Origin of the sequence: Martinezella rhizogenes (assembly GCF_027460065.1) — a bacterium.
Taxonomy (GTDB): domain Bacteria; phylum Pseudomonadota; class Alphaproteobacteria; order Rhizobiales; family Rhizobiaceae; genus Agrobacterium; species Agrobacterium rhizogenes_C.
Genome location: NZ_JAPYZZ010000013.1, coordinates 58,792 through 74,397 on the forward strand (window position 1 = coordinate 58,792; position 15,606 = coordinate 74,397).

Sequence of the window (15,606 nt, forward strand, 5' to 3'; positions counted from 1 at the left end):
GACGATGAGGAAGAAACATATGTCTCGGGGTGGAGTGGAAAATGGTGTCTGACTATCTCGATACGCGGCAGCTCGAGGCTTTCGTGGCCGTGGTTTCGATCGGCAGCATAACGGGCGCGGCAAAGGCGCTGGGCAAGTCCCAACCCGTCGTCACGCGCCTTATTCAGGACCTCGAGAGCGAAATCGGTTTTGCGCTGCTGCATCGCAACGGCCCGCGCATCACCCCCACCGAAAAGGGTGTCGCCTTTTTTGCCCAGGCGGAACTGTTCCTCAGCGGCCTCAGAACGATCAGCGAAAGCGCACGGCACATCCGGGCCGCGCGCCGCACGGCCATCGAGGTTGCCTCCATTCCGGCGATTGCCGCCAGTCTCCTGCCGAGGGCGCTTGCGGCCCTGCCAGCCGACAGGTTTCCCGACCACGTGCATCTGCAGAGCATTTCCTCGGAAAATGTCGTGCAGGCGGTGATGGCAGGCACGGCGGATCTCGGCGCCGTCAGTCTTCCGCTCGACAATCCCGGCATCGACATCCATTGGCTGGGAGAGGTGCCGTGCGTGGCCGTGGTGGCGGAGGATCATCCGCTGGCGCAAAAGGCGGTGATTTCTGCGGGAGACCTTGCCGGACACCGGCTCATTGCTTCCGCAAACCCGTTTCGCCTGCGCATGCGGATCAACGATGTGCTCTCAAATCTCGGCGTCGATCTTTCCTCTGTGATCGACAGCAATGCGACCTATGTTTCCCTGTCGCTTGCCCGTATGGGGCTTGGCATCGCCATCGTCGAATCGATTACCCTCTGGGGCCTGCCGGTGGAGGGGGTTCGTGTTCTGCCTCTTTCATTCCACATACCGTTCCAGTGGGGGCTCGTCACGGCGGCCGGCCGGCCGGTCATCTTCGAGGTGGAGCAACTGGTGGCCACTGCAAGACGAATGGTGGCAGATATGCCGCAAGCCGTGGTGTATGATAAAATATCGCAAATCCAACTACTTGAATGAATTCTTCTGGATGCGGTCATTTCGACTGGCCAGTTCGACGCTGGCGCCGCGATCACGCGGCGCCGACGGTTTGTGCCCTTTCAGAGCGAAGGGAAAGTCCGTACCGATAAGCGATCCACAAGCCGATAGTTGCGCCGCCATCACACTGACGGCAAGGATCGGCCAGGCGAGAGAAGGGCGTTCGCCAAGACGCGCCGTTCTTCGAAGCGAAAGCGCGTCCTACGGAGCGTTGCGACCCTGGGTCGGCGGAGTGCGTCCGCCCTGGTGAAGCAGCAGAATTCCTCGATGGCCTGCGGTCTGCCCAACAAGTATCCAGAAGATCGAGTGCTCGCTCAATGACCCGGCACAGTTGCAGGAGGACGCTGAACATTTCGCGCTATGACGCTAAAGGCGCGCTCCACGCAGCCGCTCGTCTTCTTTATCTGTCCTGCCGGCCCCGGGCATCACCACCAACACGATCGGTTCCATCGCTCGGCAGGTTTGAAAAACCAGCCTAGCGCGGGATTTTGTCCGCTTCCGCAAATGCCCCCAATCTGGCTTCGAAGGGCGCGGACTGGACGATTGCCGAGTTGGTTGATCCGTATGGAACTATTCGGTCAATGACAGCCTCCATCTGCTGCACGTCACGAACATGTGCGATGGCAACAAAACAGTCGTCCCCCGAGACGCGGTCACACCTTACGATTTCAGGCGTGTCGCGGATCGCCTCAATCATGTTCTTCATCTCGCCGGGCAGGGGACGCGCCCGGATCATGATGGTAAGCGCAAGCCCCAGCTTGCTATGATCGACACGAGCGCCGTAGCCGGTGATCACGCCCCGATCTTCCAACCGCCTGACCCGCTCTGAAACGCTGGGAGCCGAAAGTCCGACCTGGCGTGCCAGTTCCGCATTCGACAGGCGGGCATTTTTATACAGAGCGGTCAGCAGGCGCGCGTCTATCTCATCAAACCCGGCCTCCAACGCCCCCTTTCTGTTTTGAAAGTACATTGTCATTTTTACCTTTGATCATGAGGCATTATTAGTCATTTCGGAGTTCAACCGTTATTCCGAAGGCTGAATTGCCTTGGTATCATGCTGGCATGAACAATCAAGTCTCACCCGCTCCCCCTTTACAACGGTCAACCCACATTGCCCAGCGGGTTCCACCGCATGCGTGGTTCGGCGTTTCCGCTATCTTTCACTATCTTGGCCCATCATTTGCCGTGCTGCTGTTTCCCGCTGTCGGTGTCCTCGGTGTTGCCTGGTTCCGAATTGCCGCGGCCGCACTGATTTTTGCCCCGTTTACCAAGCCGTGGCGCACCTTCGCGCTTGCCTCGCCAAGGGAGCGACTGCTCCTTCTCTCGTTGGGTGCGTGTCTCGCGGTCATGAACTCCGCATTTTATCTGGCACTTGATCGCCTGCCGATTGCGCTCGTCGCGGCAATAGAGTTCGTCGGGACGATTGGAATAGCGCTTTGGGGCCTGCGAACGGGCAGGAACTGGCTCGCCTTTGCACTGACAGTCTTCGGCGTCGCACTGTTGATTGACGTGCCCTGGCTCATTGGCATGGGTGGGGGCAGGGAATGGTCTTCCGATCCGCTTGGCCTCGTCTGGGCATTTGTGAACGGCGGTCTCTTCGTTCTCTATATCGTGCTTGGGCACAGGATTTCGCAGAGCGGAGCATCGAAGGGCGTGGAACGCCTGGGCGCGGCGATGGCGGCGGCCTTCGTCTTCGTGATCCCGATCGGATTTCTCGATGCGCTCAATGCCTTCGGTGCGCCGCTTTTGGTTCTTGCGGGCATCGGCGTCGGGATATGCTCCTCGGTGATCCCTTATGTCTGTGATCAATTTGCAATGTCGCGCCTGCCACGCTCCAGCTTTGCGTTGCTTCTGGCGCTCCTGCCGGCAACGGCGACAATCATCGGCGTGATCGTCTTGCGCCAGATACCCGAATTTATCGATCTCGCGGGCGTTGGCCTCGTCATGCTCGGTGTCGCGATACACAAGCCGAATTAGCAGGAAATTTAAAGAAAGGAGATCGCTGGATTATGCCCGATACAGCCACAGTCGATACCGTCCTCGCTTATGTCGATGCCGGACTTGAACAAAGCGTGGAACGTTTGCAGGACTTGTTACGGATTAAATCGATCTCGACGGATCTCGCCTTTGCGCAGGACTGCAAGGCAGCCGCACAGTGGCTTGTCGACGATCTCACGGCATGTGGCTTCGAAGTCGCGACGCACCTGACGCCCGGCCACCCGATCGTCGTCGCCCATGATCGTGATGGGGTAGATCCACATGTGTTGTTTTACGGCCATTACGACGTCCAACCCGTCGACCCCCTCGATCTCTGGAGCACTGACCCGTTCGCGCCGCAAGTCAAGACCGTTGCCGACGGCACCAAGGTCATTACCGGCCGCGGCGCTTCCGATGATAAAGGGCAGCTTATGACTTTCATCGAAGCATGCCGTGCCTGGCGTCAGGTCGTTGGCAAGCTGCCGATCAGGGTCTCCATCCTTCTCGAAGGCGAGGAAGAGAGCGGTGGCAAGAATTTACCCGCTTTCATCGAAGCGAATAGCGAAGAGCTTAAGGCAGACGTCGCGCTCGTGTGCGATACCGACATGTGGGACCGCCAGACACCTTGCGTCACCACCATGCTGCGCGGGTTCGTGGGCGAGGAGATGACCGTCTTCTGCGCCAACAGGGATTTGCATTCGGGTACATATGGCGGTGCCGCGCGTAATCCGAACCGAATCCTGGCGGAGATCATTGCATCGCTGCATGATGCGGATGGGCGCGTTGCGATCGAAGGCTTTTATGAAGACGTCGCTGAACTGCCGACCAACGTCAAAGAGCAGTGGCGCGGCCTCGGCTTCGACGACAAAGCGTTTCTTGCTGATGTCGGCCTCTCCCTGCCATCCGGCGAACGAGACCGCTCGGTAATCGAGATGCTCTGGAGCCGTCCCACCTGCGAGATCAACGGTATCTCCGGCGGATATATCGGTGAAGGGTTCAAAACAGTGATACCCGCCAGGGCCGGTGCAAAGATTTCTTTCCGCCTGGTCTCCAACATGGACCCTCGAAAGATCCGGGAATCCTTCAGAACGCATGTGCGCGCCCGCATCCCTCCTGATTGTTCAGTGACCTTCACTGATCATGGTGGGAGCCCGGCGCTCACCGTTCCCTCCGACGGCTCGCTGCTCAACAAAGCCCTTGCTGCGCTCACGCGCGAGTGGGGCAAACCTGCCGTCATCATCGGAGATGGTGGCTCAATTCCCGTTGGAGGTGAATGCAAGCGCATTCTGGGCATAGACACCCTCTTTATCGGTTTCGCCCAAAATGATGACCGAATTCATTCGCCCAACGAGAAGTACGACCTGATGAGTTTTCACAAAGGCATTCGCAGCTGGGTTCGCTTGCTTGACGCTTTCGCCAGATAGACGCGTTTGGTGCTCTTGCTCTGATTGCTCCGATCCGGACCGGTCACCTCAAATATCCTTGGCCAGACGCAGCGCATCGTAGATCGCGGCATGGGTGTTGCGCGCGGCCACGGCGTCGCCGATCCGGAAGAGCCTGTATGTGCCGGCCGGGTTGCGCTCAATTGTCTGGACCGCTCCCGCGAGCAGGGCGTCGTAGGAGGTTTCGCCGAGGTTTTTCGAGCCGGGTTTCAGCTCGAAATAAAGCTCGTCCAGCGGCACCGTGCCGTGATTGACGACGATCTGGTCCACGGTTCTTGATTTTGTCACGCCGCCATAGTCGCTGCCGACATGGGCGATGAGCTGGTTACCGTTTTTTTCGGCGGCTTCCAGCCGGTAGGTGACGGTGAAGGTGACATCGAGTTTCTGCAGCGCGCGCATGTAGGGAACGAGGTTCATGGCCATGACCTCGGGTGCAAAGGCGCGATCCGGCGTCATGATCTCAACCTTCGCGCCCGTCTTTGCAAGACATTCGGCGGCCTGCAGGCCGGCATGATCGCCGGCATCATCGAAGACCAGCACATTCGTGCCCGGTTTGACGTCACCGGAGATGATATCCCAGGCGGAAACGATGAGATCGTTGCCCTTTGACAGTACCTCGGTATGCGGTAATCCGCCGGTGGCGATGATGACGACGTCAGGGTTTTCCGAAAGCACCGTGTCGGCTTCCGCCCAGCTATTGAAGTGGAAGGTGACGCCGAGCCTTTCGCACTGGCTCATGCGCCAGTCGATAATGCTGATCATTTCGCGGCGGCGCTCGCTTTGCGCGGTCAGGCGTATCTGGCCGCCGGCATCGTTCGCAGCCTCGAAGACGACAACGTTATGGCCGCGTTCGGCGCAGACACGCGCGGCCTCAAGCCCGGCCGGACCGGCGCCGACGATAACAACCTTGCGGCGCTGCTCCGCTTTGGTGATCTCGTGCGGCATGGTTTCTTCACGCCCGGTCGCCGCATTGTGGATGCAGAAGGCGAGGCCGCCCTGGTAGATGCGATCGAGACAATAATTGGCGCCCACGCAGGGGCGAATATCGTCCTCCCGCTTTTCCATGATCTTGCGCACGATATGCGGGTCCGTCATGTGCGCCCGCGTCATGCCGACCATGTCCACCTTGCCGGACGCGATCGCATGGCGAGCGGTCGCGACGTCCTGGATCTTGGCCGCATGGAAGGTCGGGAATTGGGTTGCCGCGCGGATTTCGCCGGCAAAATCGAGATGCGGGGCGTTGGCCATGCCCTGAATGGGAATGACGTCGGTCAGGCCGGGATCGGTGTCGATATGGCCCCTGATGACGTTGAGATAGTCGATCAGGCCGCTGTCCTTCAGCCGTCTGGAGATTTCGAGACCCTCTGCCTTGCCCGTGCCGCCCTTAAGACATTCGTCGGCGGTATAACGGACCCCAAGGATGAAATCGTCGCCCACCCGTTTCCGCATCGCCGTGAAGACGTCGAGACAGAAACGCATGCGGTTTTCCAGAGAGCCGCCATAGGGTCCATCAAGCTCGTTGGTCAGCGGGGAAACAAACTGGTCGATGAGATGACCATAGGCCTCCAGTTCCACCCCGTCCATGCCACCGGCCTTCATGCGCTCCGCGGCATCGGCGAAGTCCTTGATGACGCGCTCTATATCCCAATCCTCGATTTTCTTCGGGAAAGCGCGATGCGCCGCCTCTCGCTGGTGGGAAGGGGCGAGAACCGGCAGCCAGTCGCCCTTGTCCCAGCGGGTGCGACGCCCAAGGTGCGTCAGCTGGATCATGATCGCCGCACCCTGTTCATGCACGGCGTCGGTCATTTCCCTGATCCAGGGAACGATTTCATCCTTGTAGGCGAGCAGATTGTTGAAGACCGGCGGGCTGTCCCTGGAAACGGCGGCGGAGCCGGCCGTCATCGTCAAGGCGACACCGCCTTTTGCCCGCTCTACCGTATAGGCGCGGTAGCGCCCCTTCGGCATGCCATCTTCGGGATAGGCGGGCTCGTGCGAGGTGACGATGATGCGGTTTCGCAGGGTGAGGTGTTTCAGCTGATAAGGCTGAAGAAGGGGATCATTCGACATGCGCCATGCTCCACAGACGTTTCATGGGAGGAGGCTAAGCGGAAATGTACATATGTGTCAATTAAGAAAACACAGGTGTTTATCACGTCGACACAGCTGAACATTCGCCTTGTCGCGTCTAGGCTGATTTGATAGGAAATCATCATGGAAGCGACATTGAACGAGACAGGCTGGCGCGGTTCGTATGAGGGGTGGCTTGAGGCCGCCTATCAGGCCCTGCTGGAATCGGGTGTGGATTCCGTCAAGATTCTGCCCCTGGCTAAAAAGCTCAACCTGTCGCGCACGAGCTTTTACTGGTTCTTCAAGGACAGGGAGGAGCTGCTGGCCGCGCTGGTCTCACGCTGGCGTGAGAAGAACACCGGCAGTATCATCAGGCAGTCGGAGGCTTATGCCGAAACGCTGGCCGAAGCCATGCTGAATATTTTCGACTGCTGGCTGGATCCCTCGCTTTTCGACAGCCGCTTTGAATTTGCGGTTCGAAGCTGGGCTCTCCAGTCGGATGAGATTCTCGCGGAAGTCGGCAAAGCCGACGACATGAGGATGGCGGCGCTTTCCCGCATGTTCATGCGTTTCGGCCATGGTGAAACCATGGCGGATGTGCGGGCCCGCACCACCTATCTCGTGCAGATCGGCTATATTTCCATGCAGTCAGAGGAAGATGTGGCGGTGCGGATGCAGAGGATTCCCGACTATATCGCTATCTATACCGGTGAGGTGGCGCAGCAGCGCGAGCTTGACCGGTTTTATGCGAGACATGGTTACAGGCCGGGTTCGTAGGCTGAGAGCCTGTTTGCCGGAAACGTCTGTTGCAGCGCTGCCCCAGCCATGTAGAGAATGACGCACCGACCCTCTGGCTTCCTGCAATGTAGCTGCAACATTCACCGACCAGTGGTGGGAATGGCAAGAATTCATCTTGGGGAACGTCATTGCGCATCTTGCTTCTTGAGGATGAACCCGAAATGGCGCGCGCGCTTCTGGAAGCCTTGCGCCGGCGGGATGTGCTTGCCGATCATGTCAGCACCATCAGCGACGCCGATGCTCTTGCGCGTGACGGCTCCTACGATGTGCTGGTTCTGGATCGCCGTCTTCCCGATGGCGAGGGGCTGAACCTCGTGGCTTCACTTCGCCGCAGCAAACATTCCGTGCCTATCCTTGTTCTGACGGCACTCGGAAGTGTCGATCACCGTGTCGACGGGCTCGATGCCGGGGCGGATGATTATCTTGCCAAGCCTTTTGCAATCGAGGAACTGCTCGCCCGTCTGAGAGCGCTTCACAGGCGTGGCCCCTCGCTTTCCGACAAATATGAGCATTTCGGAAATCTGAGCATCGATCCCCGCAGCAATGAAGTCAGCGTCGCCGGTTCCGTCATCGAATTGCGGCGGCGGGAATATCTGGTGCTGGAGGCCCTGATGCGCCGTCCGAACCGCATTGTCACCCGGTCAAACCTGATCGAGGCCGTCTACACGCTGGATGACGAGATCGAGTCCAATGCTCTCGACGCCCATATTTCCCGCATCCGTAAGAAGCTGGCACAGGCGGAAGCGACGGTGGAGATAAGAGCCGTGCGCAATATCGGTTACCTCGTCCGGTTGAAGACATGAAGAAGGCACATGATCGATCCCTGCGATGGGGGCTGATGAAGCGTCTTTTCGCCTTGCAGGCCTTCCTGCTCGTCCTTTTCGTCATCCTTCTCATCGGCTGGATATGGATCATTGATCCGCGGCTCGAAGGTGCGAATGAAGAGTCTGCCCGCATTGTCGCGGAGAGCGTGACAAAGGATGGACAGGGCAGGCCGCAACTATCTGCGACGCCGGAACTGGCGGAGCTGAAACGGCGATATCCGAATCTGTGGTTTGTGGTGCGGGACACCAAGGACATCGTCCTGCAATATGGTGTTGTTCCGGCACCTGTCCTGTCGGCGGCCTTTCCATGGAGTTTTGACCGCGCGCGGCTGGAGGCTGCCGGTACAGTGCGCGCCACCGTGGAAAACCGCGATACATCCGCCGGGCGGCTTCAGTTCATTGCCGGAACAGAAGAGGGAATCCCCAATGACGGCCTGAGTATCTGGATCAATGTCCAGCTTGATCTGGAAAAGGATGCCGAGGGCGCCATTCGCTGGCTGACCGTGCTGCCGGCGCTCGGCTTCATCATTCTGATCGCCGTCGTGCCGATGCTGATCCTGACGGGCATCGCGACACTGCTCGTGACCCCACGGGCGGTCGGGCGATCCCTAAGCGGACTGATGGAGACCGTGAAGCAGGCGCAGTCCATCGATTTCGAGAACCGTTCCGCCCGCATCGACCGTTCGAAAGTCCCGCTTGAAATCATCCCGCTGGTGGATGCCTTCAATGTTGCGCTTTCGAGGCTTGATGACGGGTATAATCGCCGTAACCGCTTTCTGGCCGATGCGGCGCATGAGCTGAGGACGCCGATCGCAATCGTGCGGACCAGAGCCGATCTTTTGCCCGATGACGCGCTGAGCCGTCAGATCCGGGCGGATATCGATCGCCTCACCCGGGTCGCGCATCAATTGCTGGAAATGCAGGCCGTGGGTGCGGTGGAACTGCCTGCGGAGCCGTGCGATCTCAATCAACTTGTCGAGCGCATCGCGACCGATCTCGCACCGATTGCGATGGACGCCGGTTACGAGTTCGATTTTGAACCAAGCGTGGGTACGGCGATCTTTACCGTGCAGGCGTCGATCATCGAGATGGCGGTCGTCAACCTCGTTCGCAATGCAATTGATCATGCCGGTGGCAGGGGGGCAATCACGATCCGGATCGACGCTGCGGGTGCCATCGAGGTCTGCGACGAAGGGCCGGGTATACCGGTTCCGGAGCGCAGCCAGGTATTCGAGCCGTTTCACCGCATCAACACGAATTCGCCGGGGGCTGGCCTTGGGTTGAATCTGGTCCAGAAGGCGGCCGAGCTTCATCGTGGCCGTGTTCTGTTCCTTGATCTCTATCCCGGCTTCTGCGTGCGGCTGGAAATCCGTTCCGCTGTCTCGAAAGGTGCGGCGATCGGAAATCCTTAAAATATGGTTAAAGAAATTCTTCTAACCATATTAAATAAATCAATTATTTCTAATAAAACTGGTCGCGTGCAATGCAGGCGCAATTCTCGCGGGGAAAATGCCCGTATCTGCTGAGCTCATCGGCATGTCATGCCGATTGGGCGCAGGAGACGAACGGGAACCGGTTTCCGGTTCTTCAACGCGAACTGAAACCTTGCGGGCGCCAGACCTTGGCGCAGCGGTTTCGTCTGGAGTCATTCATGCCGATCATCAAGAAATCGCTTGCCGCCGTCACTATCGCCGTCGCGGTCGCGGTTGCGGGCAATGCATATTCCGCCGATCTCACCAACTACAATACGCAGCAATCCTTCGACTACGGCAATCAGCCGGCTTTCTCATGGAGCGGAGCCTATGTCGGCGCGCATGGTGGCGTCGCCTCTCCGAAATTCAGTCCACTGGCCAGCGGCCGTGGCCTGACGGGTGGTGTTCAGGCGGGGTATAATTTCCAGTTCGGCTCCGGCGTCGTCGGTGCGGAAGTGGAAGGCTCCTATCTTGGAAACGATGCGCGTGTGCCGAACGGCCGGTTGCGTGAGCGTTTCCGGGGTGCGGCCAAGTTAAAGGCCGGTGTGGCGCTCGACCACACGCTTCTTTATGGTACGGCCGGCCTGACCACGACGAAGTTTAAGGATGGCAATGGCGTGACGGGTCCCGACGGCTGGAAACAGGGGTATCTGGTTGGTGCCGGTGTCGAACAGAGCTTTGGCGGCGGCCTGTCGGCAAAGTTTGAATATAATTATGTGAATACGGGAAATGTGGCCACGACGACATCCAGCGGCAGGTCGAAGACCGATGTCAGCGATCACGTCATCAAGGCCGGTCTGAACTATCGCTTCTGATCGGCCCGTTCCATGGAGGCTTCCAGGGAGAATTCAAAAAATACCGCCGCTTTCAACGTGGAAGCGGCGGCAGAACGCCGCGGAGCGCAAAACAGGCGGGCGGCGGCGGACCGAAATCGGAGACGCAGGAAGGATCACTCGCATTCGAGTGAAGGCTGCCGGAAACTCGTCACATACCATTCGCTGCCGGAATTGCGGGTGTAGAATGTATAATAACAATCGATGCGCTCGACATAACCGGGTGTTTCCGACACTTCATAACGTTCGCCACGCCGTGTCGTCCGCACTTCTCCGCTTGAGGAGCCGGCGACAACCTGCGTTTTGTTCTTGCGCCATTGATAGGCCTGCTGGCCGGGGCCGAGGCTGTAAATATTGTCCGGCGGGCCGTAATCCAGCATCACGCTGGTGATGGGCGCGCCGATATAGCTTTTCATGACGGTTGACGCGCAGGCCGTCAGCAGCAGCGATGCGCCGGCGACGAGGAAGATTGCTGCCGGGACGGCCACTGACGATCTCTCAGGCATGGGATTCCTTTCATCCGCGTGAGGTTTCGCGAGGATAGGAATCGGCCATTGCAGATACATTGCATGCAAAGACCCTGCGGGGGTTTGGTTTGCTGTTTCCGGCTCCAGCGACAGCAGCGCTCTGGCGCCGCTCTCAGAGACCGGCGATATTGAGGCCGATATGGCGCAGGATGCTCTTGAAAAGCTTCACCTCGGCCGGGTCGAGGCCTTCAATCGCGGTTTTTTCGAACATGGCTGCGATGGGCATGAGCTCGTCCGCAAGTTCCTCGCCCTTTGTCGTCAGGGTGATGCGTACGATGCGGGCGTTGTCGGCAGGCCGCTCGCGGCTGACGAGATTGCGCCGCACCATCAGCCCCACCAGTCGCGACAGGGTGGAAATTTCCACCGACACCATGTCCGAAAGCTCGGTCAGCGTCTTGCTTTCCTGTTGTCGCAATGTCGCCAGCACGCGGTACATCGGCAGCGTGATGTCGTAGGACGTCAGCCTCACGGAAAAACGCTCGCCCAGCCGAACGCCCACCCAGTTGAGCAGGTAGGGTACCGAGTCGGTGAAGTGATAAGACACGAGCAAATCCCCGTTTGAGAACCATCTGCGCAGATGCTGATGTGCGCTTATCGGCTGTACCGGCACAATTCATCCGTTTCAATAGCTTCGCTCCAAAACGCCGGGGAATGGCTGGATTCCCGGCCATATAAAATGACGAAAAACATTTGCATTGACAAATGTTGCAAATGAAAATAAATAGAAACACAGGATTTGGGAGGATCTCATGACATCAGCATTGTTTGGCCTCAGCGGCCTTGCGCCTGAAGGCGTCGGCCAGAATTTCCGTTCGACGATGCGCCGTTTTCCGGCAACCGTGACGGTTATCACCGCCTGCGCCGCGGGTGATCAGCGCGACCATGGCATGACGGTGACGGCTGTCACTTCGGTCTCGATGGAGCCGCCGTCTCTGCTGGTTTGCCTGAACAATCGTACCCTGCTGCATGAATTGCTGCTGTGCCGGCCAGATTTTATCGTCAACGTGCTGACGCAGGACCAGATCGCGCTTTCGGACGGCTTCAGCGGCAAGGTGCCGCCGGAGGAACGTTTCCGTGACGGCAGCTGGCAGCGCCACGATAATGGCGTTCTTTACCTGCCGACGGCCCATGCCGCCATCGCTTGCCGCCGGGTTGCGGCCATGCCCTATGGAACCCATACCGTCTTCATTGGACAGGTCGTTTCGGCCGATGTCAGCGAGACGACACGGCCGCTGCTTTACGAGAACGCTCAATATTGCGCCGCAAGCCCCGCGCACGAACCCGTCTGAATTTCAACGGTCAGATCATTCCCGCAAGGAGACAATCATGAACGACATGAGCCATGCGCCGCAGCCGGTGCAAACGAACCCGCATGTCCGCCTCGCCAGCCGCGTTGCCGGCATAGCTGATCTCTTCCGTTCAAGCGCCCGGCAAACGGAAGAGGCGCGGCGTGTGCCCGCCAGCCATATCGAGGCGCTGCGTGGCATCGGTTATTTCGATATCGTCAAGCCCCGCGCCTTCGAAGGCAAGGGTGGCGATTTCGCCGAGCTGGTGGAAGCCAATATCGAGCTTTCGGCGGCCTGTGCGTCGACGGGCTGGGTCGCCGGCCTGCTATCTGCCCATCAATGGCTGCTGGCGATGTTTCCGGAACAGGCGCAGGCCGATGTCTGGGGTGAAAATCCCAACGCGCTGCTGTGTGGCTCCTATGCGCCGGTGAAGATGGCGGAGGCTGCCGATGGCGGTTATCGCCTCAGCGGCAAATGGGCCTTCGCCTCTGGCTGCGAGAATGCACAATGGTCTCTCTGTGCCGCCATTCTGCCGCCGAAGGGTGAAGGGAAGCCGGTTCCCGCCTTTCTGCTCGTTCCCGCCAGCGAATATGTCGTTGAAGACACCTGGCATGTGGTGGGGCTGGCCGGCACAGGGTCGAAGACACTGGTTCTTGATGACGTCGTCGTGCCTGAACACCGGGTTCTGACCTTTCCGGACGCCACCAGCGGCCGCACGCCCGGTGGACGCTATTATGCGGAAGAGGGCCTGTTCAACATGCCGCTTCTGACCGGCATTCCCTCCTGTCTCGCGGCGGCCGGTGTCGGCGCGGCCAAGGGTGCGCTTGCCGCCTATGTCGATCATGTCGGCGGCCGGGTCACGCGAGGCGCGGTGGCGGGTGGCAATAACCGCATGGCGGAATTCCCGACCATCCAGCTACGTGTTGCGGAAGCGGCGGCGAGCGTTGACGCAGCCTGCGAAATCCTGCTGCGCGATGTGGCGAGGGCACAGGCGCTGGCGCAGGCCCGGATCGAAGGCCGGGCGGAATTTACCGTGGATGACCGCCTTTTGAGCCGTCGTGGCCAGTCCTTTGCCGTGTCTCTCTCGTTGCGTGCGGTGCAGGCGCTGAATGACTCCACCGGTGGCGTCGGGCTCGATCTGGCGAACCCGGTACAGCGCGCCTGGCGGGATGCCAATGCGGTGGGCCGCCACATCAGCATGAACTGGGATGCCGTCGGCACCATGATTGGCCAGAGCATGCTCGGCCTCGAACCCAAGGGCCAATTCTGATCGCCACTCAGGCGGCAAATCGACAGTGAAATTTGGAGGAAACTACATGCAAGGCAAGGTCGCTCTCGAGGAGCATTTCGCAATCCCGGAAACACTTCAGGATTCTGCCGGTTTCGTGCCCGGCGACTACTGGAAGGAACTGCAGCACCGCCTGCTCGACATTCAGGATACGCGCCTGAAGCTGATGGATGCGCATGGCATCGAGACCATGATCCTGTCCCTGAATGCGCCTGCGGTGCAGGCCATTCCCGACAAGACCAAGGCAATCGAGATCGCGCGGCGCGCCAATGATGCGCTGGCCGAAGAATGCGCCAAGCGGCCGGACCGTTTCCTCGCCTTCGCGGCCCTGCCTTTGCAGGACCCCGATGCGGCGACGCAGGAATTGCAGCGCTGCGTCAACGATCTCGGTTTCGTCGGCGCGCTCGTCAACGGTTTCAGCCAGGAGGGCGACGGCCAGACGCCGCTTTATTACGACCTGCCGCAATATCGCCCTTTCTGGGGTGAGATCGAAAAGCTCGACGTGCCGTTCTACCTGCATCCGCGTAATCCGCTGCCGCAGGATTCGCGCATCTATGACGGCCACCCCTGGCTGCTCGGCCCCACCTGGGCCTTTGCGCAGGAAACGGCCGTGCATGCGCTGCGCCTCATGGCATCCGGCCTGTTCGATGAGCATCCGCGCCTCAACATCATTCTCGGCCATATGGGCGAAGGCCTGCCTTACATGATGTGGCGCATCGACCATCGCAATGCCTGGGTGAAGCTGCCGCCGCGTTATCCGGCCAAGCGCCGTTTCGTGGATTATTTCAACGAAAACTTCCACATCACCACCTCGGGCAATTTCCGCACCCAGACGCTGATCGATGCCATTCTGGAAATCGGTGCGGATCGCATCCTGTTCTCCACCGACTGGCCCTTCGAGAATATCGACCATGCCTCCGACTGGTTCCATGCGACGAGTATCGCCGAGGCGGACCGGGTGAAGATCGGCCGCACCAATGCGCGCCGCCTGTTCAAGCTCGACGGGGCCTGAGCCATGCAGCCGTTCGTCTACACGGCCGCACCTGCCCGCATCGTTTTTGGGGCGGGCAGCTCGGCGGGGGTGGCGGAGGAAATCCGACGCCTTGGCCTCAAGCGAGCGCTGGTGTTGTCCACGCCGCAACAAAAGGCCGACGCGGAGGCGCTGGCGGTTCGGCTCGGCCAGCTCGCGGCCGGCGTCTTTTCCGATGCGACCATGCATACGCCGGTCGAGGTGACGAAAACGGCGGTTGAGGCCTACCGCGCCGTCGGAGGTGATTGCGTCGTCTCTTTGGGTGGCGGTTCCACCACCGGTCTCGGCAAGGCGATTGCGCTACGCACCGATGCGGCGCAAATCGTCATACCCACGACCTATGCCGGTTCGGAAGTCACGCCCATTCTCGGCCAGACGGAAAATGGCGTGAAAACCACCCTGCGTGGTCCGGAGATCCTGCCGGAGGTGGTGATTTATGATGCGGGACTGACGCTTGGACTGCCGATCTCTATCAGCATGACGAGCGGGCTGAACGCCATGGCGCATGCGGCGGAAGCGCTTTATGCGCAAGATCGGAATCCGATCGCCAGCCTGATGGCGGTCGAGGGGCTGCGGGCGATGATCGAGGCGCTTCCCGCCGTGCGGGCTGCGCCGCAGGATATCGGCGCGCGTGAGACGGCACTTTATGGCGCGTGGCTCTGCGGCACGGTGCTGGGTGCGGTCGGCATGTCGCTGCATCACAAGCTTTGCCACACGCTGGGCGGCAGTCTCGATCTGCCGCATGCGGAAACCCATGCGGTGCTTTTGCCGCACACCATCGCTTATGTGGAAGAGGCCGCGCCGGATCTGCTCGCACCATTGGCTGCGCTGGTTGGCGGCCGGGCCGGGGCGGGGCTTTTCGATTTTGCCGCGCGGCTCGGCGCACCTTCGAGCCTGGCGGCCCTGGGCGTCGGGGCTGACGATCTCGACCCCATGGCCGAGCTTGCGACGGCCAATCCTTACTGGTGCCCGCGGCCGATTGAGAAAACCGCGATCCGCGACCTGCTGCAGCGCGCCTTCGAGGGCGCACGGCCAGCGTGATGGGAGGAAGACAT

At 59.9% G+C, this 15,606-nt stretch carries 15 protein-coding genes; 11 read left to right on the forward strand and 4 right to left on the reverse strand.

Annotated elements, in window-relative coordinates; all coding sequences use genetic code 11:
- Nucleotides 1–41 precede the first annotated feature (41 nt).
- Nucleotides 42–989 (forward strand): LysR family transcriptional regulator, encoded by a 948-nt coding sequence (locus O8B93_RS18985; protein ID WP_269711473.1) that lies wholly within the window; start codon nucleotides 42–44, stop codon nucleotides 987–989.
- A 493-nt stretch (nucleotides 990–1,482) separates the two neighbouring features.
- Here O8B93_RS18985 and O8B93_RS18990 read toward each other — a convergent pair whose 3' ends face one another.
- The gene (locus O8B93_RS18990) at nucleotides 1,483–1,977 is read right to left on the reverse strand and encodes an Lrp/AsnC family transcriptional regulator (protein ID WP_269711474.1); all 495 of its coding nucleotides are present in this window, start codon (nucleotides 1,975–1,977) and stop codon (nucleotides 1,483–1,485) included.
- A gap of 92 nt (nucleotides 1,978–2,069) precedes the next feature.
- Between O8B93_RS18990 and O8B93_RS18995 the strand changes: the two genes are divergently transcribed.
- Nucleotides 2,070–2,984, forward strand: a complete 915-nt coding sequence (locus O8B93_RS18995; RefSeq protein ID WP_269711475.1) for an EamA family transporter — start codon at nucleotides 2,070–2,072, stop codon at nucleotides 2,982–2,984.
- 32 nt (nucleotides 2,985–3,016) lie between these two features.
- Nucleotides 3,017–4,408 carry a M20/M25/M40 family metallo-hydrolase gene (locus O8B93_RS19000; RefSeq protein WP_269711476.1) on the forward strand — a complete coding sequence of 464 codons (1,392 nt, stop codon included), beginning with the start codon at nucleotides 3,017–3,019 and terminating at the stop codon, nucleotides 4,406–4,408.
- 48 nt (nucleotides 4,409–4,456) lie between these two features.
- On the opposite strand, the gene O8B93_RS19005 is transcribed toward O8B93_RS19000, so the two are convergent.
- The gene (locus tag O8B93_RS19005; RefSeq protein WP_269711477.1) at nucleotides 4,457–6,493 is read right to left on the reverse strand and encodes an NADH:flavin oxidoreductase; all 2,037 of its coding nucleotides are present in this window, start codon (nucleotides 6,491–6,493) and stop codon (nucleotides 4,457–4,459) included.
- A 144-nt stretch (nucleotides 6,494–6,637) separates the two neighbouring features.
- Here O8B93_RS19005 and O8B93_RS19010 point away from each other — a divergent pair, with 144 nt between their 5' ends.
- The 4 genes from O8B93_RS19010 (at nucleotide 6,638) to O8B93_RS19025 (ending at nucleotide 10,402) form a co-directional block, all read left to right on the forward strand.
- The gene (locus tag O8B93_RS19010) at nucleotides 6,638–7,270 is read left to right on the forward strand and encodes a TetR/AcrR family transcriptional regulator (RefSeq protein ID WP_269711478.1); all 633 of its coding nucleotides are present in this window, start codon (nucleotides 6,638–6,640) and stop codon (nucleotides 7,268–7,270) included.
- 149 nt (nucleotides 7,271–7,419) lie between these two features.
- Nucleotides 7,420–8,094 carry a response regulator transcription factor gene (locus O8B93_RS19015; protein ID WP_269711479.1) on the forward strand — a complete coding sequence of 225 codons (675 nt, stop codon included), beginning with the start codon at nucleotides 7,420–7,422 and terminating at the stop codon, nucleotides 8,092–8,094.
- A complete protein-coding gene (locus tag O8B93_RS19020; RefSeq protein ID WP_269711480.1) occupies nucleotides 8,091–9,527 on the forward strand; it encodes a sensor histidine kinase in 1,437 nt (478 codons plus the stop codon). Before O8B93_RS19015 ends, O8B93_RS19020 begins: the two co-directional genes overlap by 4 nt.
- Before the next feature lie 239 nt (nucleotides 9,528–9,766).
- On the forward strand, nucleotides 9,767–10,402 hold the full coding sequence (locus tag O8B93_RS19025; RefSeq protein WP_269711481.1) for an outer membrane protein: 636 nt from the start codon (nucleotides 9,767–9,769) through the stop codon (nucleotides 10,400–10,402).
- Between the two features lie 134 nt (nucleotides 10,403–10,536).
- Here O8B93_RS19025 and O8B93_RS19030 read toward each other — a convergent pair whose 3' ends face one another.
- A complete protein-coding gene (locus O8B93_RS19030) occupies nucleotides 10,537–10,926 on the reverse strand; it encodes a hypothetical protein (protein ID WP_269711482.1) in 390 nt (129 codons plus the stop codon).
- A 133-nt stretch (nucleotides 10,927–11,059) separates the two neighbouring features.
- Complete coding sequence (locus O8B93_RS19035) at nucleotides 11,060–11,491, reverse strand: MarR family winged helix-turn-helix transcriptional regulator (protein WP_269711483.1); 432 nt, start codon at nucleotides 11,489–11,491, stop codon at nucleotides 11,060–11,062.
- 205 nt (nucleotides 11,492–11,696) lie between these two features.
- Here O8B93_RS19035 and graD point away from each other — a divergent pair, with 205 nt between their 5' ends.
- Genes graD through graC form a run of 4 tightly spaced genes read left to right on the forward strand, consistent with a single transcriptional unit; the run spans nucleotide 11,697 to nucleotide 15,592 of the window.
- Nucleotides 11,697–12,236, forward strand: coding sequence for an FADH(2)-dependent resorcinol hydroxylase reductase component (graD, locus tag O8B93_RS19040; protein ID WP_080824349.1), 540 nt, complete (start codon nucleotides 11,697–11,699; stop codon nucleotides 12,234–12,236).
- 37 nt (nucleotides 12,237–12,273) lie between these two features.
- On the forward strand, nucleotides 12,274–13,503 hold the full coding sequence (gene graA, locus O8B93_RS19045; RefSeq protein ID WP_269711484.1) for an FADH(2)-dependent resorcinol hydroxylase oxygenase component: 1,230 nt from the start codon (nucleotides 12,274–12,276) through the stop codon (nucleotides 13,501–13,503).
- Between the two features lie 46 nt (nucleotides 13,504–13,549).
- A complete protein-coding gene (tsdA, locus tag O8B93_RS19050; protein WP_269711485.1) occupies nucleotides 13,550–14,533 on the forward strand; it encodes a gamma-resorcylate decarboxylase in 984 nt (327 codons plus the stop codon).
- A 3-nt stretch (nucleotides 14,534–14,536) separates the two neighbouring features.
- Nucleotides 14,537–15,592, forward strand: a complete 1,056-nt coding sequence (graC, locus tag O8B93_RS19055; RefSeq protein ID WP_269711486.1) for a maleylacetate reductase — start codon at nucleotides 14,537–14,539, stop codon at nucleotides 15,590–15,592.
- Nucleotides 15,593–15,606 lie beyond the last annotated feature (14 nt).